Below are 26306 nucleotides of genomic sequence, written 5' to 3' on the forward strand. Positions count from 1 at the left end.
CGTGCGGCGCGACAACCGCGCCATCACGCGAAGCGCGCGGCGGGCAAGAAACCGGGACAGCGCAACCCGCGATGCTGGCACAGCGTCGCGAGCGTCACCCCGGCCTTTCCGACTACCCCACTGATGCGCAAAGTACGCGCCGATCAACCTACAGCTTATGGTCTTCATCGCCGTTTCCCCGACTGCTTATTGACGAGTTGGCCGCCCCACCTGTTCGTTGCTTCGTGTCGACCGCCCGCCGGTGCGTCCAGTACCGCAAGCAGCGTGCCACACGTTATTCCACCGGAGATTGCGCACGGCAAGCGGCCGCCACGGCAGCCCGCATCGCCGGGAACGACATTTTTTGTTTCAGGAATGTATCGCAATGGCGGTTTGACGCCCTCGGCGCTTGTCGAGCGCCACGACGCAACTGCCGGATTTGACGGACGAATCCGGCTCGCGGCCGTGCGTCTGATGGTCAGATGAACGAGTGTTTCAAACTTGAGAAGCACATGGCCGCGCAAGGCCGGCGGCGCCGGCATTTCCGCTTGCGAACCGTGGGGCGACACGCAAATGGCCCCCTCGCGTGCCATCACAAACGAGAATCGATTCGGCCGACACAATGCCCGGAGGGCCCGGTACATCAGCCTCCTGCATGACGTCGGCACGCGTTTCTCCGGATGACCGAAACGAATTTGATTCATTCGTGAAAATACCGACAGGATCACACGCCGCTCAAGCGTCGAAATAACCGTAAAAATTAAAACTTTCTCACCGGCGTAATAATTAAAACAAATGAAAAAACGCGACCTCGCCCGGACGCCACACAACATTTTTTTACTTTCATTCCTTATCCTTTCACCCACCCGATCTCCAGATTGGCCGCACGTTCGATAAGCGTTTTCAATCCTTTATCCGCTCATTTCTCATTGATGAAACATTCCCGCTCGACATCTGATTGACGAAGCGAATCCCGCAAAAGCCTGATTTATCGCGTTTTTCGTCGTATCGAATCGCATCGATCCGTCAATCGGCATACCGGCTTTTCTGGCCCCACGATTCACGCCTGAAACAGAAGCGCGCATATCACGCTGCAATCTCACCGCCGCGCCCGTGCGCATCGTGCCGACATCGTTCATGGCATGCCGATTGCCTGATATCCGGCTCTCACCGAGCGGCACGCCGTGGCACAAGATCACGAACGGCGGCCTGCTCGTCAATCAGCGTATCGGGGAAAAGGCGATGAAGATCACCACCGATCGATCGACGCTTGCGTCGTTCAAGCTTCAACGGGGTAGTCAGCGAAACCGGAGTGCCTGTCGCGGCGCTTCGTCAACCTCCGTACATGCGAACCGGCGCTTGCCGAAGCGACAACCGTGCAGCGGGATGGAACGCGTGCGCGCCGCCGTCGAGCTGATCGACGTGTTGTTCCCCGAACTGAACGACGAAGGTGAAAGCCATGAATGACAGGGTCACGCTCGAGACGCGCGCCGGGCAGCGTGTCCTCGTCACGGGCGGCGCCGGCTTTCTCGGCAGCTATGTCTGCGAGCGCCTGGTCATGGAAGGCGCATCCGTCACGTGCATCGACAGCCTGCTGACGGGGCGCAAGCTCAACGTCGCCGACCTGAAGGCGTCCGGCCGCTTCGAGTTCGTGAAGGGCGACGTCTCGCTCGGCCTGCCGCAGCTGCAGGTGGACGAGATCTGGAATCTCGCGTGCGCGGCATCGCCGCCCACCTACCAGATCGATCCCGTCCACACGATGATGACGAACGTGCTCGGCACGCACCACTGCCTCGCGCTCGCGCGCAAGACGGGCGCGCGCGTGTTCCAGGCGTCGACCAGCGAGATTTACGGCGACCCGGCCGTGCATCCGCAGACGGAAACCTATCGCGGCAACGTCAACACGATCGGCCCGCGCGCGTGCTACGACGAAGGCAAGCGCGCGGCCGAGGCGCTGTGCTACGACTACTACCGCATGCACGGCATCGACGTGCGCGTCGCGCGCATCTTCAACACCTACGGCCCGCGGATGTCGCCGCGCGACGGCCGCGTCGTATCGAACTTCATCGTCCGCGCGCTCAACGGAGCGCCGCTCGAGATCTACGGCGACGGCATGCAGACACGTTCGTTCTGCTTCGCGACCGATCTCGTCGACGGCTTCTTCTGCCTGATGAGTGCCGAGCGCAACATCGGCACGCCGGTCAACCTCGGCAACCCCGACGAATTCACGATGCTCGAACTCGCGGAGAAAGTGCTCGCGATGACGGGCTCGAAATCGGAGATCCTGTTCCGGCCGCTGCCGATCGACGATCCGCACCAGCGCAGGCCCGACATCTCGATCGCGGCGGCCGAGCTCGGCTGGCGGCCGGCCGTCGATCTCGACGAAGGGCTGCGCCGGACCGTCGACTATTTCAGCCGGGAACTGTGGCTCGAGCCGGTGCTGCGCATGACCGGGGCCACGGCATGAAGGTGCTCGTGACAGGCGGAGCGGGCTATATCGGCAGCCATACCTGCAAGGCGCTCGCGGCAGCGGGACACGAGCCGGTCGCCTACGACAATCTGTCGACCGGCCATCGCGACGCCGTTCGGTGGGGGCCGCTCGTCGCGGCCGACATTCTCGATTGCGACGCGCTGTCGAAGGCATTCGCCGTGCATCGGCCCGACGTCGTGATCCATTTCGCCGCGCTCGCCTACGTCGGCGAATCGGTGCTCGCGCCCGAGCGCTATTACACGGTCAACGTCACGGGCACCTGCACACTGCTGAGCGCGATGCGCGCGGCCGGCGTCGGGCGGATCGTGATGTCGTCGTCGTGCGCGACTTACGGCATTCCGGATGCGCTACCGATCTCGGAACGCACGCCGCAGCGGCCGATCAATCCGTACGGCTTCACCAAGTACGCGATGGAACGGATGGCCGCCGATTTCGAGCGCGCGCACGGAATCAGGTGGGTCGCGCTGCGCTACTTCAACGCGGCAGGCGCGGACCCTGACGGCATGATCGGCGAATGCCACGAACCGGAAACGCACGCACTGCCGCTCGCGATCCGCGCGGCACTCGGCACGGGCGACGCGTTCCAGGTGATGGGCACCGACTACCCGACACCCGACGGCTCGGCGATTCGCGACTACGTGCACGTGAGCGACCTCGCCGACGCGCACCTGCAGGCGACCGCCTATCTGTGCGGCGGCGGCCACAGCGTCGCGTTGAATCTCGGCACCGGCAAAGGGACGTCGGTGCTCGACGCGCTGCGCGCCGTCGAAGCCGTGACGGGCCGCCGCGTGCCGACGGTGACGGCCGCGCGCCGCCCGGGCGACCCGCCCGAGCTGTACGCCGACGCCACGAAAGCCGCGCTCGTGCTCGGCTGGCGGCCGCGTTTCACCGCGATCGAACCGATGGTCGAACACGCCGCGGCCTGGTTTCAGAAAGCACTGCAAGTCGAATCCGGCAAGTGAGCCAGTTTCCTTGAACGCCACCCAGGGGAATCACCATGAATGTGCGGATCGCCATCGTCGGCACCGGTTACGTCGGGCTGGTGAGCGGCGCGTGCTTTGCGGATCTCGGGCATGACGTCGTCTGCATCGACAACAATCGCGGCAAGATCGACGCGCTGAACGAAGGCCTCATGCCGATCTACGAACCGGGCCTCGACGCACTCGTCGCACGCAACGTCGAACGCGGCACCCTGCGCTTCAGCAGCGACCTCGCGGCGAGCGTGTGCGACCGCGACGCGGTATTCATCGCGGTCGGCACGCCGACGCTGCCGGGCACCGACCAGGCAGACCTGCAGTACGTCGAGGCAGCCGCGCGCGAGATCGCGTCGAACCTGACCGGTTTCGCAGTCGTCGTCACGAAGTCGACGGTGCCGGTCGGCACCAACCGGGTCGTCAAGCAGATCGTCGAACGCCACGCGCCGGCAGGTGTCGACGCGGCGATCGCATCGAATCCGGAGTTCCTGCGCGAAGGCTCGGCGATCGACGATTTCATGCATCCGGACCGCGTCGTGTTCGGCGCCGAGCATCCGCGCGCGATCGAGATCATGAAGGCCATCTATGCGCCGCTCGAAGCGACGGGCCACCTCGTGCTCGCGACCGAGATCGAAACGGCCGAACTCGTGAAATACGCGGCGAATGCGTTCCTCGCGGTGAAGATCAGCTACATCAACGAGATCTCGGACCTGTGCGAAGCGGTCGGCGCCGATGTCGAACTGGTCGCGAACGGGATGGGACTCGACCGCCGCATCGGCGCATCGTTCCTGAAGGCCGGCCCCGGCTGGGGCGGCTCGTGCTTTCCGAAGGACACGCGCGCGCTGAAGGCGACGGCGTCCGAACACGCGGTGCCGCTGCGCATCGTCAGCGCGGCGATCGAATCGAACGCGCTGCGCAAGGAGCAGATCCTGCGCCGCATCGAGAAGGCCTGCGGCGGCTCGATCAAGGACAAGCGCATCGCGGTGCTCGGCCTCACGTTCAAAGGCCAGACCGACGACGTGCGCGAAAGCCCGAGCATCGACGTGATCCAGCTGCTCGTCGGCGCGGGCGCGCATATCCGCGCGTACGACCCGGCGCGTCCGCACGAAGCGTCGCGGCTGCTGCCGCAGGTATTCATGGAGGGTTCCGCGATCGACGCGGTGCGCAGCGCGGACGCCGTCGTCGTGATGACCGAATGGAAGGCGTTCGAGGCCCTCGATCTCGCCGACCTCGCGGATCACATGGCCGATCCCGTGATGCTCGACATGCGCAACCTGTTCAGCGAACGGCTGGCCGTCGACAGCGGCTTTCGCCGCTACGAACGCGTGGGCCGCTCGTGCGGCGAACGCACGCCGGCGGCCCCGGAACCGGAACAACAGCACGCCAGCGAGGACACCCGGCCGCAACGCGGCCTGCTTCAAGACTGATGATCTGACCTTGACGGGAGAACACCATGAAGAAGCTGGTCGCGTCGCTTGCCGGCGGCTCCGTGCCGGATACCGCCGATACCGCCGATACCAACGAAACCGACACCGAGGCCGTTCGCACCGACTCGCAGCAGGCAGACGTCCCGCTCGTCGTCCCGTTGATGGACGGCGGGACCAGGATCGTCTTCCACATCCTCGCGCTGTGCTGGTTCGTCGCGCTGGGCATCTTCTGGCGCTGGTGGCTGCGCGACGAGCACTACGTCGACGCATTCCGCTTCGGCGTCAACTGCTTCGTGCTGTTCTGGACCACCTTCATTCCCGGCTACTTTATCTTCATCATCCGCTCGGCGGTCGTGCCGAACCCCGCGCTGCCGGTGCCGCGCGACTGGCGCGTCGCGATGGTCGTCACCAAGGCGCCGTCGGAGCCGTTCGACATCGTCCGCACGACGCTGCTCGCGATGCTCGACCAGACCTACCCGCACGATACGTGGCTCGCGGATGAAGACCCGTCGCCCGAAACGCTCGACTGGTGCCGCGAGCACGGCGTATTCGTATCGACGCGGCGCGGCATCGCCGCGTACCACCGCGCGAGCTGGCCGCGCCGCACCAGATGCAAGGAAGGCAATCTCGCGTACTTCTACGACATGGTCGGCTACGACCACTACGATTTCGTATCGCAGCTCGACGCCGACCACGTGCCGACCCGCACCTATCTCGAGGAGATGCTGCGGCCGTTCGTCGATCCGGAAGTGGGCTACGTGTCGGCACCGAGCATCTGCGACAGCAACGCGGCCGAGAGCTGGAGCGCACGCGGGCGCGTGAACGTCGAGGGGCCGCTGCACGGCACGATGCAGGCAGGTTATGCGGGCGGGCTCGCGCCGCTGTGCATCGGCTCGCACTATGCGGTGCGCTGCCGTGCGCTGCGCGAGATCGGCGGGCTCGGGCCCGAGCTCGCCGAGGATCACTCGACCACGATGATCTTCAATTCGAAGGGCTGGCGCGGCATGCACGCGCTGAACGCGATCGCGAACGGCGAAGGGCCGCGCACGTTCGGCGACCTCGCCACGCAGGAGTTCCAGTGGTCCAAGAGCGTGATGATCATCATGCTGCGCTACACGCGCCACTATTTCACGGGGCTGCCGCTGAAGCTGAAGGCGCAGTTCCTGTTCTGCCAGCTGTGGTACCCGCTGTGCGCGCTCGCGATGGCCGGCGGCGTCGTGATTCCGGTCGTCGCGCTGCTCACCGGCCGCGTGTGGGCGCACGTCGACTACCTCACGTACCTCACCTACGCGCTGCCGCTGGCCGTGCTGCTCCTGTGCGTCGTGACCTGGGCCACGCGTTCGACCCAGTCGTGCCGCCCGCTGAATACGAAACTGCTGTCGTGGGAAGGGCTGTCGTTCGTGTTCGCGCGCTGGCCGTGGGTCGTGCTCGGCTGCGCGTCGGCGGTGTTCGACTTCGTGCGCGGCAAGGAATTTCCGTTCAAGGTCACGCCGAAGGGCGGCACGATCGAACAGGACGCGCCGCTGCGCGTGGTCGCGCCGTACCTGCTGATCTCGCTGTTCTGCAGCTTGCCCGTCGTCACGGTCGAGAACCCGCGCAATGCCGCGGGCTTCTATCTGTTCTCGACACTGACGAGCATCCTGTATCTCGTGATCGCGGCCGTCGTCGCGGTGAATCACGGCAGGGAGCAAGGGCTCGAATGGTCGGCGTTCCGGCAGATGTTCTTCAGCCGCCTGCCGGTGCGCAACGCGCTGTTCGTGTTCGCGCTCGCGATGCTGCTCGCGGGCATCGGGCTGCGCGCGCCGAAAGGCTGGCAGGCGATGATGTGGCGCTCGGGCCTGCCGGCCGTGGTCGCGCCCGCGCCGGGCGAGCCGGTGAAGCAGCCCGAACTCGGCGCTTACGATCCCGACAACACGCTCGCGGCCAACCGGGATCTCGCGTTCGACCATGTGTTCGTGTCGTGGAACGCGCCCGACATCCGCGCGGAAATCGACGCAGCCTACCGGAACGCGCAGGCGCGGAACCGCTCGCTGATGCTGACCGTCGAGCCCTGGGCGGCGAGCGACACGCGCCCGGGCGCGCTGCTCGCGGATATCGCGCACGGGCGCTACGACGCGCAGATCACGGCCACCTGCTCGGCGCTCGCCGCGTTGAAGGGCCCCGTGTTCATGCGCTGGGGCCACGAGATGGAGGCCGACACCGGGCGCTATCCGTGGGCCATCGGCGATGCGCCGGCCTACGTGGATGCGTACCGGCGCGTCGTGACGACGTGCCGCACGATGACCGACCAGCTCCGCTACGTGTGGTCGCCGGCCGGCAACCGGAACCTCGACGACTATTTTCCGGGCCGCGGTTATGTGGACGCCGTCGGCCTGTCCGTGTTCGACTGCCCGCGCTGCGCGACCTGGCCGGCCGGCGGCCATGCGTCCGCCGCGAGCATCCTGCGGACAAAATACGAGCGGGTGACCGATTACGGGCTGCCGGTGATGATCACGGAGCTCGGCGTCGACGGGTCCGGTTCGCGCAAGCGCGAGGCACTCGACGAACTCCAGCGGTCGCTGTGGCGCTATCCGCTGCTGAAGGCGGTCGTGTATTTCAACGCGGTCGATACGCCGGGCGCGTGGCCGGTGCATTACGTGCCGGACTGGCGGATCGCGCCGACGTTCCTGCAGACGACGGTGGTCGCCCGATGAAATGACCGGTGACCGGCGACCGGCCGCGCGCCGGCTGCCGGCCGTCAGCCGAGCAGTTCCTTCTTCCGCAGCTGCACGACGTCGCGCATCGGCGGCGCGCCGAACAGCCGGCTGTATTCGCGGCTGAACTGCGACGCGCTTTCGTAGCCGACGACGGCCGCCACCGACCCGACATCGCCGCCCTGCCGCAGCAACAGCCGCCGCGCCTCGTGCAGCCGCAGCTGCTTCTGGTACTGCAGCGGGCTCAGCGTCGTGACGTGCTTGAAATGGTGGTGCAGCGACGACACGCTCATGTTGACTGCCTGCGCGAGCGACTCGACGCGCATCGGCTCCGCGAAGTGATCGCGGAGCCATTCGATCGCGCGCGCGATCCGGTGCGTCTGGCTGCCCGCGATCGCCATGTGCCGCAGCCGCGTGCCCTGCCCGCTCGTCATCAGCCGGTACAGCAGTTCCTTTTCGATCAGCGGCGCGACGACCGGAATGTCGGCCGGCGTATCGAGCAGCCGCGTCAGGCGCAGCGCGGCATCGAGCAGCGGCGGCGTGAGCTCGGCGAGCGCGATCCCCTCGCCTTCGGGGCCGGCGTCGGGTTCGGGCAGCCGCATCTCGGCCGCGAGCTCGACGATGCGCTGCGGATCGAGCGTCAGCGACAGGCACAGGTAAGGCGCTTCCGGCGACGCGTGTGTCACGCGCGACAGGATCGGCAAGTCGATCGATGTAATCAGGCAATTCTGCGTGTCGTATTCGTAAGCCTGGCCGGCGACGATCACGCGCTTCGCGCCCTGCGCGGCGATCACGAGCGCGGCGCGCGACACGCCGCAGCCGAGATCGACCGGCCGCGAATGCCGGTGCAGCATCAGGCCCGGCACGGCCGTCGAATGCGAGCCGTCCGCCGGCGCGAAACGGCCGATCAGCGTCGCCAGCTCGCGCCGCCCGGATTCGCGCGACGTCACGATATCGGTCATGTCCATGACACTTCCTCGATAGATTTCCCCATGTCGCGGGAGCATAGCGAAACCGCCCGGAGCCTGCCGGGGATTTGCAGGATTGTTCAATAAATTTGCAGGATTGGGTAGACGCAAAAACCGGCGCCTCGCGCACACTGCCCGCTAACCGGGCGCATGCCGGGTTTTCCCCACGGAGACAATCAAAATGCCAACCTCGTTTGTCCTGAACGGCAAGAACGTCACGCTCGACGCCGATCCGTCGATGCCCGTCCTCTGGGCGATTCGCGAACACGCGGGACTCACCGGCACGAAGTTCGGCTGCGGCATGGCGCAGTGCGGCGCGTGCACGGTACATCTCGAAGGCCAGGCCGTCCGCTCGTGCGTGCTGCCGCTCGCCGGCATCGCGGGCAAGCACATCACCACGATCGAAGGACTGCAGAGCAAGCCCGCGCAGGCCGTGCAGGCCGCCTGGGTCAAGCTGCAGGTGCCGCAGTGCGGCTACTGCCAGTCCGGCCAGATCATGTCGGCCACCGCGCTGCTCGAACAGAACCCGAAGCCGACCGACGCGGACATCGACGCCGCGATGAACGGCAACCTGTGCCGCTGTGCGACCTACGCCCGCATCCGGGCGGCGATCCACGACGCGGCCGCGACGCTGGGAGCCTGACCATGACGATCGAACTCGACAACACCGGGTCGGTGCGTCCGTCGCGCCGCACGTTCCTGAAGGCCGCGGGTGCCGCGGCCGCCGTCAGCCTGACCATCGGCTTCGAATGGGCCGGCCTCGGCCGCCGCGCGCTGGCCGCGACCGCGCCCGCCGCGGACTTCGCGCCGAATGCGTTCCTGCGCATCACGCCCGACGGCGCCGTCACGGTCATCGCGAAGCACGTCGAAATGGGCCAGGGTGCGTATACGGGCATCGCGACGATCGTCGCCGAGGAGCTCGATGCCGACTGGTCGACCGTGCGCGTCGAAAGCGCGCCGGCCGATGCGAAACGCTACGCGAACCTCGCGTTCGGCACGATGCAGGGCACGGGCGGCAGCTCGGCGATGGCGAACTCGTGGCAGCAACTGCGCGAAGCGGGCGGCAAGGCCCGCGCGATGCTGGTGTCGGCAGCGGCGGCCCGCTGGAAGGTTCCGGCCGGCGAGCTGACGACCGCCAACGGCGTCGTCACGCACGCGAAGAGCGGCAAGAAGGCCGCGTACGGCACGCTCGTCGCCGACGCGTCGAAGCTGCCGGTGCCGGACAATGTCGTGCTGAAGCAGCCGGCCGATTTCAAGCTGATCGGCCATCGGATTCCGCGCGTCGACGCGTCGCCGAAATCGAACGGCACCGCGCATTTCACGCTCGACACGACCTTCCCCGGGATGCGGGTCGCGCTGCTGCAGCGCCCGCCGCGCTTCGGCGCCACGGTGAAATCGTTCGACGCGACAGCCGCCAAGGCCGTGCCGGGTGTCGTGTCGGTCGTGCAGGTGCCGGGCGGCATCGCGGTCGTCGGAACCGGCTTCTGGGCCGCGAAACAGGGTCGCGACGCGCTGAAGGTCGAATGGGACGAAGCGCACGCCGAAAAGCGCGGCTCCGACGAGATCATGCGCGAATACCGGCAGCTCGCCGACAAGCCGGGCACGTCGGCACGCAAGGACGGCGATGCCGACGCGGCGATCGCGGGCGCCGCGCGCAAGGTCGGCGCGACGTACGAATTCCCGTATCTCGCGCACGCGCCGATGGAGCCGCTCGACGCGGTCGTCAAGCTGACGGCGGACAGCTGCGAAATCTGGGCCGGCGACCAGTTCCAGACGGTCGACCAGGCCAACGCGGCCAGGACGGCCGGCCTGAAGCCCGAACAGGTGCGGATCCACACGCTGTACGCGGGCGGCAGCTTCGGCCGGCGCGCGAACGCGTGGTCCGACTACGTGGTCGAGGCCGTGTCGATCGCGAAGGCGCTCGGCGCTGACGGCAAGCCCGTCAAGCTGCAATGGACGCGCGAGGACGACATCCAGGGCGGCTTCTACCGGCCGATGTACTTCCACAAGCTCGACGCGGGGCTGACTGAGGACGGCAAGCTGGTCGGCTGGCGCCACCGGATCGTCGGCCAGTCGATTCTCGCCGGCACGCCGTTCGAAGCGTTCATGGTCAAGAACGGCATCGACGCCACCTCGGTCGAGGGCGCGGCAAACCTGCCGTACGCTGTGCCGAACGTGTCGGTCGAACTCACCACCACCAAGGTGGGCCTGCCCGTGCTGTGGTGGCGCGTGGTCGGCAGCTCGCACACCGCGTATGCCGTCGAGGCGTTCATCGACGAAGCCGCGCACACGGCGGGCAAGGATCCGTACGCATTCCGCCGCGACCTGCTCGCGAAGGAGCCGCGCATGCGCGCGGTGCTGGACCTGGCCGCGCAGAAGGCCGGCTGGGATCCGGCCAAGCCGCTGCCGAAGGGCCGCGGGCGCGGGATCGCCGTCGCCGAGGCGTTCAAGAGCTATGTCGCGCAGGTGGCCGAGGTGTCGGTCGATGCGGACGGCAAGGTGAAGGTCGAGCGCGTGGTGTGCGCGGTCGATTGCGGGATCGCGATCAATCCCGACATCGTCGCCGCGCAGATGGAGGGCGGCATCGGCTTCGGGCTCGGCGCGGTGATGCACAGCGCGATCACGCTGAAGGACGGCCAGGTCGAACAGCGCAACTTCGACGGCTACCACGTGCTGCGCATCGCGGAGATGCCGAAGGTCGAGGTGCATATCGTGCCGTCGGCCGAAGCGCCGACCGGGGTCGGTGAGCCGGGCGTCGCGCCGGTCGGGCCTGCGGTCGCGAACGCGATCTTCGCGGCAACGGGCAAGCGGCATTACGTGCTGCCGTTCGATTCGGCGGATAGCGCGAAGGCTTGACGGCGGGGCGACACGCCGGCCGCGGGGCGGAGACGCCCTGCGGCCGGCGTTTTCAATGCATCGCGGGAATGTCGTGCTTGTTCGAGCCGACGCCGCCCGACCTCGCGCGGCCCTTCCGCCCCCCTTACTCCTGCTCGACTTCCGGCCAAAGCCTCGGAAACAGAAACCGGAGGCTGCTCAGCGGCAATCCGAACGAAAGTTCACCTCGATGCGAAGGCGAAGTCAGCAGAGCGCAGTCGCCACCGGGGTATCGCGCACGGCAAGCAACCGCTGCGACGAATCGACGAGTGCGGCGGCCTGCTCGAGCAGCGGATCGAGTACGCGATCTTCGGAAAACAACGGCTCGAAGGTGGCGACGGTCGTCATGCTTCCGTGCAGGGTTTCATGTAGGGTTCGATGTCGGCAATTTTGGCCACTTATGTCACTGATTCATATTGATTTTCCATCGACCCGTGTAGGGTTCGATGTAGGGTTCGATGTCGTGTTCCCATCCCCTGCCGCCGATCCGGATCGCGCACATGTTGCCCCCGGCTCCCCCCGCGTTACGTCAGACGTAACGCCCGTAACGTCGGCCGCCGATGCTACGTAACAATCCTTCACCTTTGCTCTGACCCTTTCCCTACCCGCGGCACGCCGCTCCTTGAAAATTCTTTTAAATTCAAGGCCACAGTGCCGTCCGCTCGGGTGCCGCCCCCTGTCGTGACACGACGATCCCTTCCCTGGCCCGGAAGTTGCAGCACAGGACCCGCAAACACTCCTTTATGGACATGCGAGGGCCACCATGGATTGCAAATACCTGTACATCGACAACATAAAAATCAACTTCGTGCGCCGCACGATCGAAATCGACAACAAGATCGTCGACGTCACGCCGCGTGAATTCGACGTCGTCGAATTCCTGCTCGACAACATGAACAAGATCGTGCCGCGGCAGGCAATCCAGGAAGCCGTGTGGGGCCGTGAACTCGGCGTGTCGTCGCGCACGCTCGACACCCATATCTCGCGTATCCGCTCGAAGCTGCAACTCGATCACGACAAGAACCTGCGGATCATTCCGATCTATGCGGTCGGCTATCGCCTGGTGCTGTTCGGTGCGGCGATGACGCACGTCGAGCGCCACGAAGCCGCGCCGATCCTGCGCGCGACACCGCAAGCCGTGATGGCCGCCGACTACGCCTGACGATTTACCCGCGAGCCGCATGCGTGCGGCTCGCCTGCCAAGCTCCCCCCACCGCGCTGCGCCGATCCGCAGCGCTTCGCGGCACGCCCGTCGGGCGCGGCACGCACGCCGCCCGGCCCGCCAGCCAGTCGCGACCCGACCGCCGCCTCCGGGCGGCGGTCGCTTTTGGGCGCCGGCGGCCGCGCGACACCGCGCTTCGTCACGCGTCGTCGCGTCCGCTCGTGCCCCCGCCGATACCCGCGACTACGGAATCCGGCGTGACACACGACCCTCGCCGTTCCTACAATCGACCCGGTAGCCGCGCGCCCACCGCGCCGCCGGCCCGGAACGAACGGAACGAACGGAACGATCATGAAGATGCGCGATTCGCGAATCGCCGTCGCCTGCCTTTGCGCGTTGGCCGCGCTGGTCGCACTCGTGTGCACCGCGCCGCCCGTTGCGCACGCGGCGAACGACACCACGCTTCACGCCGCGTCGATGACGCCGGGCGATCCGGATGACGGCAGCGCCGGTCGCGACACGCCGCCCGCACGCCGGCGCCGGATGGATGCCGCTGCAACCACGCCGCCCGATCGCGTGCGCCGGCAAGCTTCGCCGGCGGCCTCCGCCGATCCGCCTTCGTGCCATGCCCGGCCCGTGATGACGATGTGTCGCGGCCTCCACTCGAACGACGCGAAGCGGCGCTGCATGCGCTGCCTCGATCAGTAACGACGCGCAACGCGCCGCCTCATGCGGCGCGTTGCGCCTCCAGCCACGCCTGGAACATCAGCACCGTCCACAGCTGGTGCTGCCAGTTCATCCGGCCGGTCACGTGCTGCCGCCACAGACGTTCGACCGCGTCCGCATCGAAATAGCCTTCCTCGCGCAACCGCGACGGCCGCAGCAGCGCCTCGGCCCAGTCGCGCAGCGCGCCGCGCAGCCAGTGATCGACGGGCGCGCAGAAGCCCTGCTTCGGCCGGTCGATCAGCGCGGACGGCACGTAGCGGTCGAGCAGCCGGCGCAGCAGCGCCTTCGATTGCCCTTCCGGCAAGCGCACGTGCGCCGGCACGCGCCACGCGAATTCGACGACGTGATGATCGAGGAACGGCATGCGCGTTTCGAGGCTCACCGCCATCGCCGCGCGATCGACTTTCGCGAGGATGTCGGTCGGCAGGTACGTGAGCGTGTCGATCGCCATCGCCTGCTCGGCGAAGCTCAGGTGCGCGGGCCACGCGGATACGGTGTCGAGCGGCGTCGCCGGCTCCTGCCCCGACAGCGCGAGGCGCTCGGGATGATGCACCGACGACATCAGCAGCCGGTACAGCCCGATGCGGCTCTCGGCGGTCATCACGTGGCCGAGCTTGTGCAGGCGATCGCCGATGCGCGCCGCCGATTCGCGTGCCTCCACGCCGCCCCACGCCCCCTGCGCGACGGCCGCAAGCTGATCCGCGTGATCGGGCCGCAACGCATGCAGCGCGGCGGCGATCCGCGCGCGCACGGCGCCCGGCACGCGATGCAGCTTGCGCCACAGGCGCGGCGTCAGGAAATAGCGCGTATAGCCGCCGAACAGCTCGTCGCCGCCGTCGCCGGACAGGCTCACCTTCACGTGCCGGCGCGTCAGCTCCGACACGAGAAAGGTCGGGATCTGCGACGCATCGGAAAACGGCTCGTCGTAGATCGACGGCAGCTTCGGCACGACGCCGAGCGCGTGGTCGGCCGTGACGTAGAGCTCGGTATGGCGCGTGCCGAGATGGCGCGCGACGGCCTTTGCATAACCGGCCTCGTCGTAGCCGGCCTCATGGAAGCCGATCGTGAACGTATCGACCGGTGTCGACGATTGCGCCTGCATCAGCGCGACGATCGTCGACGAATCGATGCCGCCGGACAGGAACGCGCCGAGCGGCACGTCGGCTTCCATCTGCCGCGCGACGGCCTGGCGCAGGACCGCGTCGAGCTGGCCCACCGCGTCGTCGGCACTGCCCTCGAACGGCTGCGCGCGACCGTCCTCGATCACCTGTTCGAGCGTCCAGTACGCACGCAGGCGCGGCGTGTCGCGCGCATGCTCGAACTGGATATACGTGCCGGGCGGCAGCTTGTGGATGCCGCGATAGATCGTATGCGGCGCGGGTACGCTCGACTGGCGCAGGTACAGGCACAGCGCATCGCGATCGATCGCGCCGTCGAAGCCCGGATAACCGCGCAGCGCCTTCAGTTCGGACGCGAACACGAGCGCGTCGCCGATCCGGCCGTAGTAGAGCGGTTTTTCGCCGATCCGGTCGCGCGCGAGCGTCAGCACCCGCGATGCACGATTCCACAGCGCGAACGCGAACATGCCGGTCGCGCGCCGCAGCGTCGCGTCGACACCCCACGCGACGATCGCCGCGATCAGCACCTCGCTGTCGGAGTGGCCGCGCCACGCCGGTGCGCGCCCCGCGCGCTCGAGTTCCGCGCGCAGTTCGCGATGGTTGTAGATTTCGCCGTTGAAGACCATGACGTAGCGACCGCACGCGGATGCCATCGGCTGTCGGCCGTGTACCGACAGGTCGACGATCGCGAGCCGCCGGTGGCCGAGCGCGATGCCGGCTTCCGGGTCGACCCAGATCCCCTGCCCGTCCGGCCCGCGATGCGCAAGGCTCGCCGTCATGCGCGCGAGTGTGCCGCGCGCTGTCTCCTCATCGCAGGCGACGCTATTCAAAAAGCCGTCGATTCCGCACATTGATTTGTCCGCCCCTGTTGACCAGTTCCGTCACGCACGGCGCAACCTCGCGGCCCGCCGTCCGGCGTGACGACCGGGCCATATTACGAAGAAATAAATCAGCAATAATTCATAGGTGAACTCGCCAATCACTCGAAAAAAACGCTGTCAAGCATCGTGTGCGGAGCGCGTCGGCGCGCGCGGCCGCAGCGGCCCGTCGGGCCGGCGACGCGCGGGCCGGCCCGACGGTCATCGGTCACGGAAAAAACGGGGACGAACGCGACGGACGCGCGGCGTCAGGACGGCAGCCGGCGGGCCGCCAGGTATGCGAGCTGCGCGCGGTTCTGCACGTTGAAGAGTTTTTCGAGCGAGCGGATATGGTGGCCGACCTTGTGCAGCGACGTGCGCAGCGCACTCGCGATCTCCTGGTCGGACAGACCATGCACGAGACGGTCGAGCACCTGTAGTTGCTCGTCACCGAGCGCGAAGCCGCGCATGCGCGCGATGCGTGCCTCGAGGAACGGCAGCGCGACACGATGCACCGCGAGGCTGACCGACAGCGCGCCGCCGATCACGCGATCGTCGATCCATTCGGTGCCGTGGGTCTCCGACGTCACGTTCACCGCGACACGCAGGTCGAGGCGCGGCGCCGACAGGCCGAACAGCACGCCGCTGTTCATCGCGTGCGCACGCAGATGGCCGGCGAGCGCCAGCATCTTGCGGTCGCCGCTGCCCTGCGCGGCCGCCTCGATCTCGTCGAGCTGCCACGCAACCGGAAAGCCGCTCTGCCGCACCTGCGCGAACCGCGGGTCGCTCTCGTAGAGCATGCCCTCGAAAAATGGCTGCATGAACGTCGCGGGAGCGAGGTCGCGAAGCAGGTGCGCGCACAGGATGCGCCGCCCGATCATTTCGAAAGCGCCATAACCGAGCGTGCTGAAACCGATTTGCCGCAAGCGCGCATGGCATAACGCGAAATCGGCCAAAGCCGGGTCGGTTTTACCGAATTCGATTTGCGCGCCGGTAAAAACGTCGTGCCCGATTGCCTGATATTCATTCGAATAAGCCGCGGCCGTTGCGATATCGGCCTGCGAAAACCACTCGACGCGTGGTGCGCCGTCAGCGTATGTCATGAGGAGCCCGCCCTTTCCCAATATATGAACCTGCGCCCCGTCACGATCTGGTCTTGTCTCGATGGATTTTCTGGTCTTCGTTATTTGCGTGCGAATAGGAATCTTCCGCCGCCATTAGTATTACGGCATATTACGCGTACACAAGCGTTTTTGTACAATGCCCCGCGCTGCGTCATGGATGACGATCCGCGCATATCACACCGATGCTCGATCGCACCGCCGCGACGGCCATACACGATACGGCCGCCGCCAGGCGTTATGCGTCGATTCCGAGGGATGGCACATGTCCGACATTGCATTGCATGAAGAAGCGGTCGCCTCAACCTTTCCCCACCCGTCGCACGGGCCGGGCGCATGCCCCGACGTGCTGCGGGAGCGCCCCGTGCAGGTCGTCTGGTGCGACGACGTGAAACGCGGCGACGTCACGCAGCCGCACGCGCCGAAACTCGGCGTGGCCGATACGCTCGCGCACGCGCAGAGCACGGCCGAGCGCAGCCGGATCGTCGCAAGCCTGCTGCACCTGACGGGCTTCTCGACGTTCGCGTACTTCGCGCTCGAATTCGCGCACGAGCGGGTAGAAAGTCTCTACCTGCACGAAGCATTCACGCCGTCCACCTATCGCGGCGACTACGTGCGCCACCACCATCACGACGTCGATCCGCGCACGCTCGGCGCACGCGTATGCAACATGCCGATCGTGTGGGACCTGCAGCAGTTGCGCCGCGAACACCGCGAGCGCGACGCCGGCCCGCGCGCGACGCCGGCCGCGCTCGAAGGCTTCCTGCAGACGATGCAGGACGACGGGATGTGCAGCGGCATCATGTATTCGATGGCCGTGCCCGGCACGCGGCTGCATGCGTTCATGAGCTTCACCGCGCCGCGCCGCACGCGCGAATGGATCACGCCGGCGACGATCGAGCAGGCGCTGTCGATCGGACTGTCGGTACACAAGTTCGCGTCGCCGCAGTTGATCTCGACCTCGCGCGAGCGCGCGGTGAACGGGCTCACGCCGTTCGAGCAGGAACTGCTGCTCGGCATTGCCGAAGGCGCATCCGACAAGGAGATCGGCCGGCGCCTCGACACCAGCGCGCACAACGTCGACTATCACCTGCGCAAGCTGCGCAAGCGCTTCGGCGTCGCGAACCGGATCCAGCTCACGTACCTGACGTCGAAGCTCGAATTGATCTGACCGTCGCGCAGCGCGTGCGACGTACCGCAAGCAAGCGCGTAAACGCACATGCCGGCCACGGAGGCCGGCATGTGCGGGTTGCGGCGCGGTGCCGGGCCCGGCGCCGCTTCCGGGCAGACGGCCTGCGTTACTTCAGCAGCGTCATCTGCACCACCTTGACGATCACGAGACCGACCGCGATCACGAGATAGCCGCGCAGCACGGCCATCCAGATTCGCGTCGCCAGCGTCATGTTCTGCGGCTCGAGCGTATCGAGCGGCGGCATGCGCCACGTGTCGCGCAACGTGCGATCGATGGCCGGTTCGATCACGCGCTTGTTGCGACGGATCAATACCGTCGCGATATAACCCGTGATCGCGAGCACGGTGCCGCCGACCAGCACGTCGATGATCGCTTCGCCGCTGATATCCGGATACATCACCGACGCAGTGAGGATGATCGACAGCAGCACGAGCACCCAGATCACCGCACCGGTGAACACGTTGAGCTTCGTCGAGTTGACCCACGGGCCGAGCACCTGGCGGTCGTTGCACAGCACCAGCAGGAACACCGTCGCGCTCGGCAGCAGCACGCCCGCGAGCGTCTGCACCGCTTCCGTCAGCAGTCCGAGCGGGCTGCCCGGAATCAGCACGAGCGTGGCCGCGGCCGCGACGATGCCGAAATACACGAGATAGAAACCCTTCGCGTCGGACACGCCGCGGTGCAGCGAGTGGCGGATCTTGAACACGTCGCCGATCGCATAGGCCGTCGACAGCGACACGGCCGCAGCGCCGATGATGCACGCGTCGAGCAGCGCCACCGCGAACAGCGTTGCGCTCGTGCGGCCGGCATACTTCTCGAGGCCCGCGATGATGCCGCCCGCGTCGGTGAAGTTGCCGGCTTCCGGATGCCCGTTGAACAGCGCGGCGCTGAAACCGATCATGGCGACCGCACCGATCAGCACGAACACGATGCCGATCCACAGGTCGGCCTTTTCATACTTCATGAAGCGCGGCGTGATGCGCTTGTCGATCACGTAGCTCTGCTGGAAGAACAGCTGCCATGGCGCGACGGTCGTGCCGACGATGCCGATCACGAGCAGCATCACGTCCGACAGCTTCGCGTGCGCGGGCCAGTTCGGCACGAAGAAATCGCGCGTCATCTGCGCGACGGGCGGATGGATCGACACGAGCACCGGCACGAGCAGCAGGCTCAGCACGCACAGCCCGATCGCGAACCGCTCGAAGCGCCTGAAATCCCCGGTACTCACCGCGGCCATGGTCAGCGCCGCGGCCACGCACACGCCGGCGACCTTCGGCAGCCCGAAGAAATCCAGCACGAACGTGATGCCGATGAACTCGGTGACGATGGTGAGCGCATTGAGCAGGAACAGGTCGATCACGCTGAACGCGCCCCAGAACTTGCCGAAGCGCTCGAAGATCAGCCGTGCATGCCCGACGCCCGTCACCGCGCCGAGGCGCAGCACCATTTCCTGGTTCACGTACAGCACGGGCACGAGCAGCAGCAGCGTCCACAGCAGCGTCGTGCCGTAGTTCTGGCCGGCCTGCGTGTAGGTGCCGAATGCGCCGGCGTCGTTGTCGCCCACCATCACGATGAGGCCCGGGCCGATGATCGCGAGCAGCGTGCGCAGGCGCGCCCACCACGAGCCGCGCGTGCCGGTGTCGTGATGCGCGATCGTACCGAGCGCACCGCGGATGTCGCCAAGGTGGGCCTCGTCGAGCACGGCGGCGCGTTCGACGGCGATCGGTGGAGAAACGTTGGATGGCGTGGACATGATGTGTTCCGTACGGCTAATGGTTATCTGGTGAGCGTGCGACCTTGGGATGCGCGCGGGGCGACCGCCCGATGGCGGCCGCGCGTGCGCATGCCGAGGCGCGCTCGGCGCGTCTTTCAGCGAATCAGCGATTTCAGCCGGTTCAACAGGCGGGAGAACACCCGCGGACGGGCGTCGAGCATCAGCATCGCGTCGTAGTCGTTGCGCGATTCCGTGACGTGCGGGAGATTCGACAGCAGAAGGCCGAAGTTCATGATCTGGCTCCGTGCGGCGACGGCGAGCGTGCCGGCCGCGTGGTGGGCGCGGGGCCAGTCCGGCGCCTGAACGACGTGTCAGGCTAGTCGGCCGGATTGTCCCTGCGACCCGGGTTCAAAAGGGTCTGTGTGTGCAACGGGCATAAGGGACAACTGTCACTGTCGTTCATGGCGGCTCCTGTGCGGTGTTCCGGAGAACACGGTTGACCGCCGTCAGGCGTGCGGGCCGGCATTCGCGCGCCACGGAAAGGCGTGCGCGAACGCGGCCGCCTGCCAGGCGGCGGTGAAACCGGGCGGCGCATGCGAAAACGCATCACGCTAACCGGCGCGAATCAGGGTGCACGTAGGAATTTGCTGCGGAATACTGCTGCGCGCACCGTTTGCCCGGGGGACAAACGGCGGCTTCGATGAGGCGCGGACGTCGGTCGCTCAGGCGGAAATTTCGTTCGAAGATCGACTACTGCAGGCGTCCAAGGCGGCGGCCCCAAGAGTGAAGATGCCGGATTCTATGGACGGCCCGAAAGTGAAGTCAACCCCGCCAAACCCCATTTCCCGAAATAAATTTCCGTCTTCGCGGCACTGAAAGAATTGCCCTTGAAATGGCGTGCCGAAACCTTTCAGCGCGTCATGTCACGGTCACGATCCGATGTGTGCGAACAACGGCGCGGCGCCCGGCCGTCGCTTCGTCGTGCCGGCCTCGCACCCTCGCGCTCCACGGCGACGCATCCGCCACACACGGGGCGTTTCATGCGTTTTTTACTTGCGCTGCAGCAAACGACGCGAATACAATCCGCCGCAATTCATCACAGGAGTCCCTCCGTGGACACATGCTCTAGTTGCAGTTCGACGCCGGTCCAGGCCGGCCAAGCCATCGCGAGATAGCAGCCAGACGCATGTCTTACGCCGCTAGCTCGCATTCGTCGGGTTAGCGCGCTTCCTTCCGGGCCGGCCATCGCCGGTTCGTCCGTTGCACGCTCCGTTACGTTCCACCCTCCGATCGCAGGCCGCGTCACGCGCCCGCGCTCGATCACGTCGTCCGGCCTCCGCCGGACCGGACGGAGGCAGTGTCATGTTTCTTCAATCGCTCGCGGTCAGGCTCAAGCGCATCGCGCATGTCGCATGCGACCGCTCGTTCGTTTCCGGCCTCTCGCCGCTCGCCCATGCACTCGGCAACTGGCGCAGCTCGGCGCTCGCCCACGTACCGGCAGCGCCCCGCCCGCTCGACTGCCTGCTGTTCGCCGTGATGGCGGCCGCGGTCGCGCTCGTCGCGCTGCTGTGCTCGGCCGCGCCGCGCCTCGGCTTCGCGCAGGTGTGGCGTATCGGCGGCTGGCTGCCGTAAGCCCCGCCCCGCGCGGCGGTGGCATGTGCCATGTACCGCCGCGTCAAGCTCGCCGCACCACGTTTTCGTTTCTTCAGCGTAACCAATCAAACCACCGACGGAACCCACATGAAGAACTACCTCGAACCCGTCCCGCGCTCGTTCCGCCTCAATGCGCTCGCCGCGCTGCTGCTGTCGCTCGCCGCCGCGCCCGCGTTCGCGCAATCGTCGCCGCCGGCCGCGGCCGAACCGGCGGCCGGCGCCAGTGACGCCGCCGCTCCCGCACAACAGGCCGCCGATGCTGCCGCGCCCGCTCCCGTCGGCCTTTGGGAACGCTCGAACCTGCTCGGCAACATGGGCGGCCTGCGCGACGTGCTCGGCGATCACGGCATCACGCTGAACCTGCAGGAGACCAGCGAGTACCTGTACAACACGTCGGGCGGCACGGGTCGCGGCGGCGCCTACCAGGGGCTCACGCAATTCGGCTTCGACGTCGACACCGGCAAGGCGATCGGCCTGCCGGGCGGCACGTTCAACGTGTCGGCGCTGCAGATTCACGGCACCAACCTCACGCAACGCTATCTGCAGACGCTGCAGACCGCGACCGGTATCGAGGCGAATTCGACCACGCGCCTGTGGGAGCTCTGGTACCAGCAGTCGCTGCTCGACGGCAAGGTCGACGTGAAGGTCGGCCAGCAGAGCGTCGACCAGGAATTCATGGTGAGCCAGAACGCGTCGGCCTTCATGAACGCCACGTTCGGTTGGCCCGTGCTGCCGTCGACCGACCTGCCGGCCGGCGGCCCCGCGTATCCGATGTCGTCGCTCGGCGTGCGGCTGCGCGTGAAGCCCGCCGATGCGTGGACCGCGATGGTCGGCGTGTTCGACGGCAATCCGGCCGGCCGCACCGACGGCGATGCGCAGGTGCTGAACGCGCACGGCACCAACTTCAACCTGCGCAGCGGCGCGTTCGTGATCGGCGAAGTGCAATACGCGCTGAACGCGCCGCCTGCCGATCCGAAGGCGCCGCAGCCGGCCGGCCTGCCGGGCACGTACAAGCTCGGCTTCTGGTATCAGTCGCAGCATTCGAACGATCCGCGCTACGGCACCGACGGCCTGTCGCTCGCGAATCCGGCGAGCAACGGCATGCCGGCCACGCATCGCGGCAACTACAGTTTCTATGCGGTCGCGGACCAGATGGTGTGGCGGCCGTCGCCGGACAGCCCGCGCTCGGTGGGCGTGTTCGCGCGCGTGATGGGCGCGCCGGGCGATCGCAATACCGTCGATTTCGCCGCCAATGCAGGCGTGACGCTGAAGGCGCCGTTCAAGGGACGCGACAACGACGTCGCGGGTCTCGCGGTCGGCTACACGAAGATCGGCTCGCATGCGCGTGGCCTCGACGGCGACACCGGCGCATACACGACACCCGGCTATCCGGTACGCCGCGCGGAAACGGTCGTCGAGGCGACCTACCAGTACCAGGTCACGCCGTGGTGGCAGTTGCAGGCCGACCTGCAGCACTTCTTCCGTCCGGGCGGCGGCATCCCGAACCCGAACGCGGCCGGTGCGCGCATCGGGGACGAAACGGTGGTCGGCGTGCGCACGACGATCGTGTTCTGACGCACGCCGGATGCAGACACGGGCCGACGGCCCGTGCGTGCTCTCGCGGTGCAAGCGCGCGGCCCGTGCCGCGCGTCACTCGCCGTACAGCCCGAGCAGTTTCAGCGTGACGCCGTTGGTCCAGCCGAAGCCGTCCTGCAGCGGATATTCGCCGCCGCCTCCACCGCCCGTGCCGGCGCCTTCGACCACGTACTTCTCGACGAGCTTGCCTTCGGTCGCATACACGTGCTTCACGTCGGACAGGAAACGCGTACCGATGTCTTTCGCGAGCGCCGGTTCGCCATAGCGCCGCAGCCCGTCGATCGCGATCCACTGCAACGGCGCCCAGCCGTTCGGCGCGTCCCACTGCTGCCCCGTGTTCTCGGTGGTCGTCGCGAGGCCGCCCGGCTGCAGCAGCGTCTTGCGCACCTCGCGCGCGGTCGCCTTCGCGCGCTCGGGCCACGCAACGCCCGCGAACAACGGATACAGCGCGGCGGCCGTCACGGCGTCGCGCGGCTTGCGCAACTGCCAGTCGTAGTCGCCGTAGTAACCGCGACGGTTCCACAGATAGCGGTTGATCGCGGCCGCACGCCGCGCCGCGCGCCCGGAAAAATCGGTCACGCAGGCCACGTCGCGCGTGAGCGCGCAGCCCTTCACGATCGTCGTCTCGAGATGGAACATCAGGCTGTTCAGGTCGACCGGCACGATCGACGTCGTGCGGATCGTCGCGAGCGTCTTGCCGTCGCCGAACCAGCGCGAGCTGTAGTCCCAGCCGCTTTCGGCACCCGCGCGCAGGTCGCGGTACACCTCATTCGCCGGGCGCCCCGGCACCGACTTCGCGGTCGTCACGTCCTCGAGATACGACTCGTCGCGCGGCGTATCGCTCGCATCCCAGTAGCGGTTCAGCACCGCGCCGTCGGGCATCGCGACCACATTGCGCGTGGCCTGCCCGCGTGGCGTCGTGGTTTCGCCCTGCATCCAGTACGCGTGCTCCTTGCGCAGTTCCGGCAGATATTTCTGGTAGACCTTGTCGCCTTCGGCCTGTGCGGCAAGCGTGACCATATAGGCGAAGAACGGCGGCTGCGAGCGGCTCGCATAGTACGTACGGTTGCCGTTCGGGATGTGCCCGATCGTGTCGATCAGATGGGCGAAGTTGTCGAGCATGTCGTCGACGAGATCCTCGCGGCCCGACACCTGCAGCCCGAGCATCGTGAAATAGGTATCCCAGTAGTAGCCTTCGCGGAAACGGCCGCCCGGCACGACATACGGCTTCGGCAGCGGAATCAGCGAACTGTAGGGCGGCACCGTCGTGCTCGTGCGCGTGAGCTGCGGCCACAGCCAGTCGATGTGCTGGCGCAGCGTCTGGTTCGGCGGCGGCGTGACGCCGCCTTCCGGGGGCGGCGTGAAATGCTGGCCGACGAACGCCTTCAGCGAGAAGCCCGGCTGCGATTTCTGTTGCTGATACAACTGTACGATCGTCGCGGGATCGCTGTCGGGCGTCGCGTCGACGAAGGTCTTCTGGTCGGGATAGATCTGCGCGGTCTGCACGGCGACGAACAGGTCGCCGTAGAGCTGGCTCGGCGGCGGCAGCAGCGTGCCCGACGCGGGGCCGGCAACCGCGGCCGTCGCGGGCGCCGCCGACTGATCGACCGACTGCGCGGCGGCCCGGTTCGCGTTGTCGGCCTGCGCGGCGCAGCCGGCAACGGCGAGATACGCGACGGCCAGTGCGGCGGCCCAGCGAAGACGCGGCGCGGCGCGCCCGAGCGGCGGTGAGCGATGGAGCGGAAAGCGGGTTGAGAAACGGGTTGAGAAGCGCGTTGGGATGCGCGTTGAGATGCGGGATGCAATCGATGCGGCACGACGTGACGTCATGACGTGTCCCCTCCTTTCGATGGTGAGTGGGTCGGCACGAGGTCTCGTTCGCGCGCGCGCTCGTCTCGATGGCCCTCGATCGATGCGCGTCGTTTTGTGTTGCGAGTGGGCCTGACTGTCGCACGAAACGTGCACATCAAGCAAGTTTCGATTCGCGCGGCTCGCACAGGCGACCTGCGTCGCATGGACGCGATCCCGACGCGTGCGGTGCACAAACGCGATGCATGCGCGGCGTTTGCGCGGTCGTTCTTTCCGCGCCGCCCGCGAAAAGAACGACTGTTGCACTATGCGGAACATCTGTTGTCGTACGTGACTCAACGGTCACATTGTGGGCATAATGGCGTCTTTACCGCGCGCCCAGCCCATGTCGCCCGTCTTTCTAGCACCGCTCATCGTTGCCTGTGCGTTGTTCATGGAAAGCGTCGACGCGAACATCATCGTCACCGCCCTGCCCGCGATGGCGAGGGACTTCGGGCACAGCCCCGTCACGTTGAACATTGCGATCACGGCCTACGTGGTCGGGCTCGGCGTGTTCATTCCGATCTGCGGCTGGCTGGCCGACCGCTTCAGCGCGCGCTCCGTGTTCCGCACCGCGATCGGCATCTTCGTCGTCGGCTCGCTGATGTGCGCGGCATCCAATTCCCTCGGCGTGCTCACGTTCGCACGCTTCATCCAGGGCGTCGGCGGCGCGATGATGGTGCCCGTCGGCCGCATCATCATTTTCCGCGCCGTGCCGCGCTCGGATCTCGTGCGCGCGATGAACTACCTCGCGATTCCCGCGCTGTTCGGGCCCACGGTCGGGCCGCTCGTCGGCGGCTTCATCACGACCTACCTGCACTGGCGGATGATCTTCTTCATCAACGTGCCGATCGGCATCTACGGGATCTACCTCGCGAGCAAGCACATCGCGAACACGCACGAGCCCGACCCGGGCCCGCTCGACTGGTTCGGATTCCTGCTGTCGGCCAGCGGCGCCGCACTGCTGCTGATGGGCCTCACGCTGATCGACGGTGCGCTCACGTCGCGCTCGAACGCCCTCGCCATGTGCGTGACCGGCACCGTCCTGCTCGCGCTCTACGTGCCGTACGCGCGCCGCAAGGAACGCCCGGTGCTCGACCTCAGCTTCCTCAAGATCCCGACGTATCACGCGAGCGTCGTCGGCGGGTCGCTGTTCCGCATCGGCCTCGGCGCGGTGCCGTTCCTGCTGCCGCTCGCGCTGCAGGAAGGGCTCGGCATGAGCGCGTTCCACTCGGGCCTCATCACGTGCGCGTCCGCGCTCGGCGGCGCGGTCAGCCGCTCGACCGCCACGCATACGCTGCGCCGCTTCGGTTTTCGCACGGTGCTGATCTACAACGCGGCATTCGCGGGGCTCGCGATCGCCGCGTACGGCGTGTTCCATCCCGGCATGGCGACCTGGGCGATCTGGCTGATCGTGCTCGTCGGCGGCATCTTCCCCGCGCTGCAGTTCACGAGCCTGAACTCGATGATCTATGCGGACATCTCGCCGCGCGACGCGGGCCGCGCGACCAGCCTCGGCAGCGTCGTGCAGCAGATGTCGCTCGGCCTTGGCGTGACGGTGGCCGGCCTCGTGCTGCACGTTTCGCACTGGCTGCAGGGTCATCAGAAGATGGTGTGGTCGGATTTCTGGCCCGCGTTCCTGGTGGTCGGGCTGTGCTCGTTCGCGTCGATTCCGATCACGCGGCGGCTGCCGCCCGGCGCCGGCGACGAAGTCGCGCGCGGCAAGCGCCAGTAGCAATCAGTCGGACGATCGGGAATAGCGACAGGGCAGAACGGGCAGCAGGGAAAACCGCCCGCGAAGCAAACCGGAAAAAACAAAAAAATCAGCGGACATCCACACGGGGCCGGTGCACAGCCGCATGGATGTCCGCTCAGGGCTCCGGGTCTCCCGATGGGGGTTGAGAATCCCGGAT

At 66.9% G+C, this 26306-nt stretch carries 21 protein-coding genes and 1 pseudogene; 13 read left to right on the plus strand and 9 right to left on the minus strand.

Annotated features, from left to right (window positions below; translation table 11 throughout):
* Positions 1-164: 164 nt before the first annotated feature.
* The gene (locus AB3K92_RS18760; protein WP_369465608.1) at positions 165-845 is read right to left on the minus strand and encodes a hypothetical protein; all 681 of its coding nucleotides are present in this window, start codon (positions 843-845) and stop codon (positions 165-167) included.
* A gap of 60 nt (positions 846-905) precedes the next feature.
* Positions 906-1118 (minus strand): hypothetical protein, encoded by a 213-nt coding sequence (locus AB3K92_RS18765; protein ID WP_155632269.1) that lies wholly within the window; start codon positions 1116-1118, stop codon positions 906-908.
* On the opposite strand from AB3K92_RS18765, the gene AB3K92_RS18770 reads away from it, so the two are divergent.
* Genes AB3K92_RS18770 through AB3K92_RS18790 form a run of 5 tightly spaced genes read left to right on the plus strand, consistent with a single transcriptional unit; the run spans position 1117 to position 7564 of the window.
* Positions 1117-1446 carry a hypothetical protein gene (locus tag AB3K92_RS18770; RefSeq protein ID WP_081062664.1) on the plus strand — a complete coding sequence of 110 codons (330 nt, stop codon included), beginning with the start codon at positions 1117-1119 and terminating at the stop codon, positions 1444-1446. The two genes, AB3K92_RS18765 and AB3K92_RS18770, sit on opposite strands and share 2 nt — an antisense overlap.
* Positions 1439-2446 carry a UDP-glucuronic acid decarboxylase family protein gene (locus tag AB3K92_RS18775; RefSeq protein WP_369465609.1) on the plus strand — a complete coding sequence of 336 codons (1008 nt, stop codon included), beginning with the start codon at positions 1439-1441 and terminating at the stop codon, positions 2444-2446. Before AB3K92_RS18770 ends, AB3K92_RS18775 begins: the two co-directional genes overlap by 8 nt.
* Positions 2443-3432: a UDP-glucose 4-epimerase GalE gene (gene galE / locus AB3K92_RS18780; protein WP_060280442.1), complete on the plus strand. Its 990-nt coding sequence runs from the start codon at positions 2443-2445 to the stop codon at positions 3430-3432. Before AB3K92_RS18775 ends, galE begins: the two co-directional genes overlap by 4 nt.
* A gap of 35 nt (positions 3433-3467) precedes the next feature.
* On the plus strand, positions 3468-4871 hold the full coding sequence (locus AB3K92_RS18785) for a UDP-glucose/GDP-mannose dehydrogenase family protein (RefSeq protein ID WP_048023231.1): 1404 nt from the start codon (positions 3468-3470) through the stop codon (positions 4869-4871).
* A 26-nt stretch (positions 4872-4897) separates the two neighbouring features.
* Complete coding sequence (locus AB3K92_RS18790) at positions 4898-7564, plus strand: glycosyltransferase family 2 protein (RefSeq protein ID WP_369465610.1); 2667 nt, start codon at positions 4898-4900, stop codon at positions 7562-7564.
* Positions 7565-7608: 44 nt separating this feature from the next.
* On the opposite strand, the gene AB3K92_RS18795 is transcribed toward AB3K92_RS18790, so the two are convergent.
* Positions 7609-8532: an AraC family transcriptional regulator gene (locus AB3K92_RS18795; RefSeq protein WP_027789521.1), complete on the minus strand. Its 924-nt coding sequence runs from the start codon at positions 8530-8532 to the stop codon at positions 7609-7611.
* Between the two features lie 181 nt (positions 8533-8713).
* On the opposite strand from AB3K92_RS18795, the gene AB3K92_RS18800 reads away from it, so the two are divergent.
* Both AB3K92_RS18800 and AB3K92_RS18805 read left to right on the plus strand, forming a co-directional pair.
* Positions 8714-9175, plus strand: coding sequence for a (2Fe-2S)-binding protein (locus tag AB3K92_RS18800; RefSeq protein WP_021162969.1), 462 nt, complete (start codon positions 8714-8716; stop codon positions 9173-9175).
* A 2-nt stretch (positions 9176-9177) separates the two neighbouring features.
* On the plus strand, positions 9178-11388 hold the full coding sequence (locus AB3K92_RS18805; RefSeq protein WP_369465611.1) for a molybdopterin cofactor-binding domain-containing protein: 2211 nt from the start codon (positions 9178-9180) through the stop codon (positions 11386-11388).
* Positions 11389-11610: 222 nt separating this feature from the next.
* Here AB3K92_RS18805 and AB3K92_RS18810 read toward each other — a convergent pair whose 3' ends face one another.
* The gene (locus AB3K92_RS18810; RefSeq protein WP_369465612.1) at positions 11611-11754 is read right to left on the minus strand and encodes a hypothetical protein; all 144 of its coding nucleotides are present in this window, start codon (positions 11752-11754) and stop codon (positions 11611-11613) included.
* Between the two features lie 415 nt (positions 11755-12169).
* Here AB3K92_RS18810 and AB3K92_RS18815 point away from each other — a divergent pair, with 415 nt between their 5' ends.
* Together AB3K92_RS18815 and AB3K92_RS18820 are read left to right on the plus strand one after the other, a co-directional pair.
* Positions 12170-12568: a winged helix-turn-helix domain-containing protein gene (locus AB3K92_RS18815; protein ID WP_021162972.1), complete on the plus strand. Its 399-nt coding sequence runs from the start codon at positions 12170-12172 to the stop codon at positions 12566-12568.
* Positions 12569-13081: 513 nt separating this feature from the next.
* Positions 13082-13276, plus strand: a pseudogene (locus AB3K92_RS18820) (lytic transglycosylase); the annotation flags it as partial.
* 19 nt (positions 13277-13295) lie between these two features.
* Here the strand turns inward: AB3K92_RS18820 and asnB are convergent.
* Positions 13296-15263, minus strand: coding sequence for an asparagine synthase (glutamine-hydrolyzing) (gene asnB, locus AB3K92_RS18825; protein WP_042977509.1), 1968 nt, complete (start codon positions 15261-15263; stop codon positions 13296-13298).
* A 275-nt stretch (positions 15264-15538) separates the two neighbouring features.
* A complete protein-coding gene (locus tag AB3K92_RS18830; RefSeq protein WP_042977513.1) occupies positions 15539-16372 on the minus strand; it encodes an autoinducer binding domain-containing protein in 834 nt (277 codons plus the stop codon).
* A 283-nt stretch (positions 16373-16655) separates the two neighbouring features.
* Here AB3K92_RS18830 and AB3K92_RS18835 point away from each other — a divergent pair, with 283 nt between their 5' ends.
* A complete protein-coding gene (locus tag AB3K92_RS18835; RefSeq protein WP_369465613.1) occupies positions 16656-17561 on the plus strand; it encodes a helix-turn-helix transcriptional regulator in 906 nt (301 codons plus the stop codon).
* Between the two features lie 127 nt (positions 17562-17688).
* Here the strand turns inward: AB3K92_RS18835 and AB3K92_RS18840 are convergent, their stop codons facing one another.
* Together AB3K92_RS18840 and AB3K92_RS18845 are read right to left on the minus strand one after the other, a co-directional pair.
* On the minus strand, positions 17689-19335 hold the full coding sequence (locus tag AB3K92_RS18840; protein ID WP_021162977.1) for an Nramp family divalent metal transporter: 1647 nt from the start codon (positions 19333-19335) through the stop codon (positions 17689-17691).
* Positions 19336-19451: 116 nt separating this feature from the next.
* Positions 19452-19589, minus strand: coding sequence for a hypothetical protein (locus AB3K92_RS18845; RefSeq protein ID WP_165589126.1), 138 nt, complete (start codon positions 19587-19589; stop codon positions 19452-19454).
* 1069 nt (positions 19590-20658) lie between these two features.
* On the opposite strand from AB3K92_RS18845, the gene AB3K92_RS18850 reads away from it, so the two are divergent.
* Positions 20659-20928, plus strand: coding sequence for a hypothetical protein (locus tag AB3K92_RS18850; RefSeq protein ID WP_059485448.1), 270 nt, complete (start codon positions 20659-20661; stop codon positions 20926-20928).
* A gap of 108 nt (positions 20929-21036) precedes the next feature.
* Positions 21037-22524, plus strand: coding sequence for a carbohydrate porin (locus AB3K92_RS18855; RefSeq protein WP_059710449.1), 1488 nt, complete (start codon positions 21037-21039; stop codon positions 22522-22524).
* Between the two features lie 75 nt (positions 22525-22599).
* Here the strand turns inward: AB3K92_RS18855 and treA are convergent, their stop codons facing one another.
* Positions 22600-24375, minus strand: a complete 1776-nt coding sequence (treA, locus tag AB3K92_RS18860) for an alpha,alpha-trehalase TreA (RefSeq protein ID WP_369465614.1) — start codon at positions 24373-24375, stop codon at positions 22600-22602.
* A 364-nt stretch (positions 24376-24739) separates the two neighbouring features.
* Here treA and AB3K92_RS18865 point away from each other — a divergent pair, with 364 nt between their 5' ends.
* The gene (locus AB3K92_RS18865) at positions 24740-26128 is read left to right on the plus strand and encodes an MFS transporter (RefSeq protein ID WP_059485450.1); all 1389 of its coding nucleotides are present in this window, start codon (positions 24740-24742) and stop codon (positions 26126-26128) included.
* The last annotated feature ends 178 nt before the right edge of the window (positions 26129-26306 follow it).

Origin of the sequence: Burkholderia sp. Bmkn7, from assembly GCF_041103175.1 — a bacterium.
GTDB lineage: Bacteria > Pseudomonadota > Gammaproteobacteria > Burkholderiales > Burkholderiaceae > Burkholderia > Burkholderia cepacia.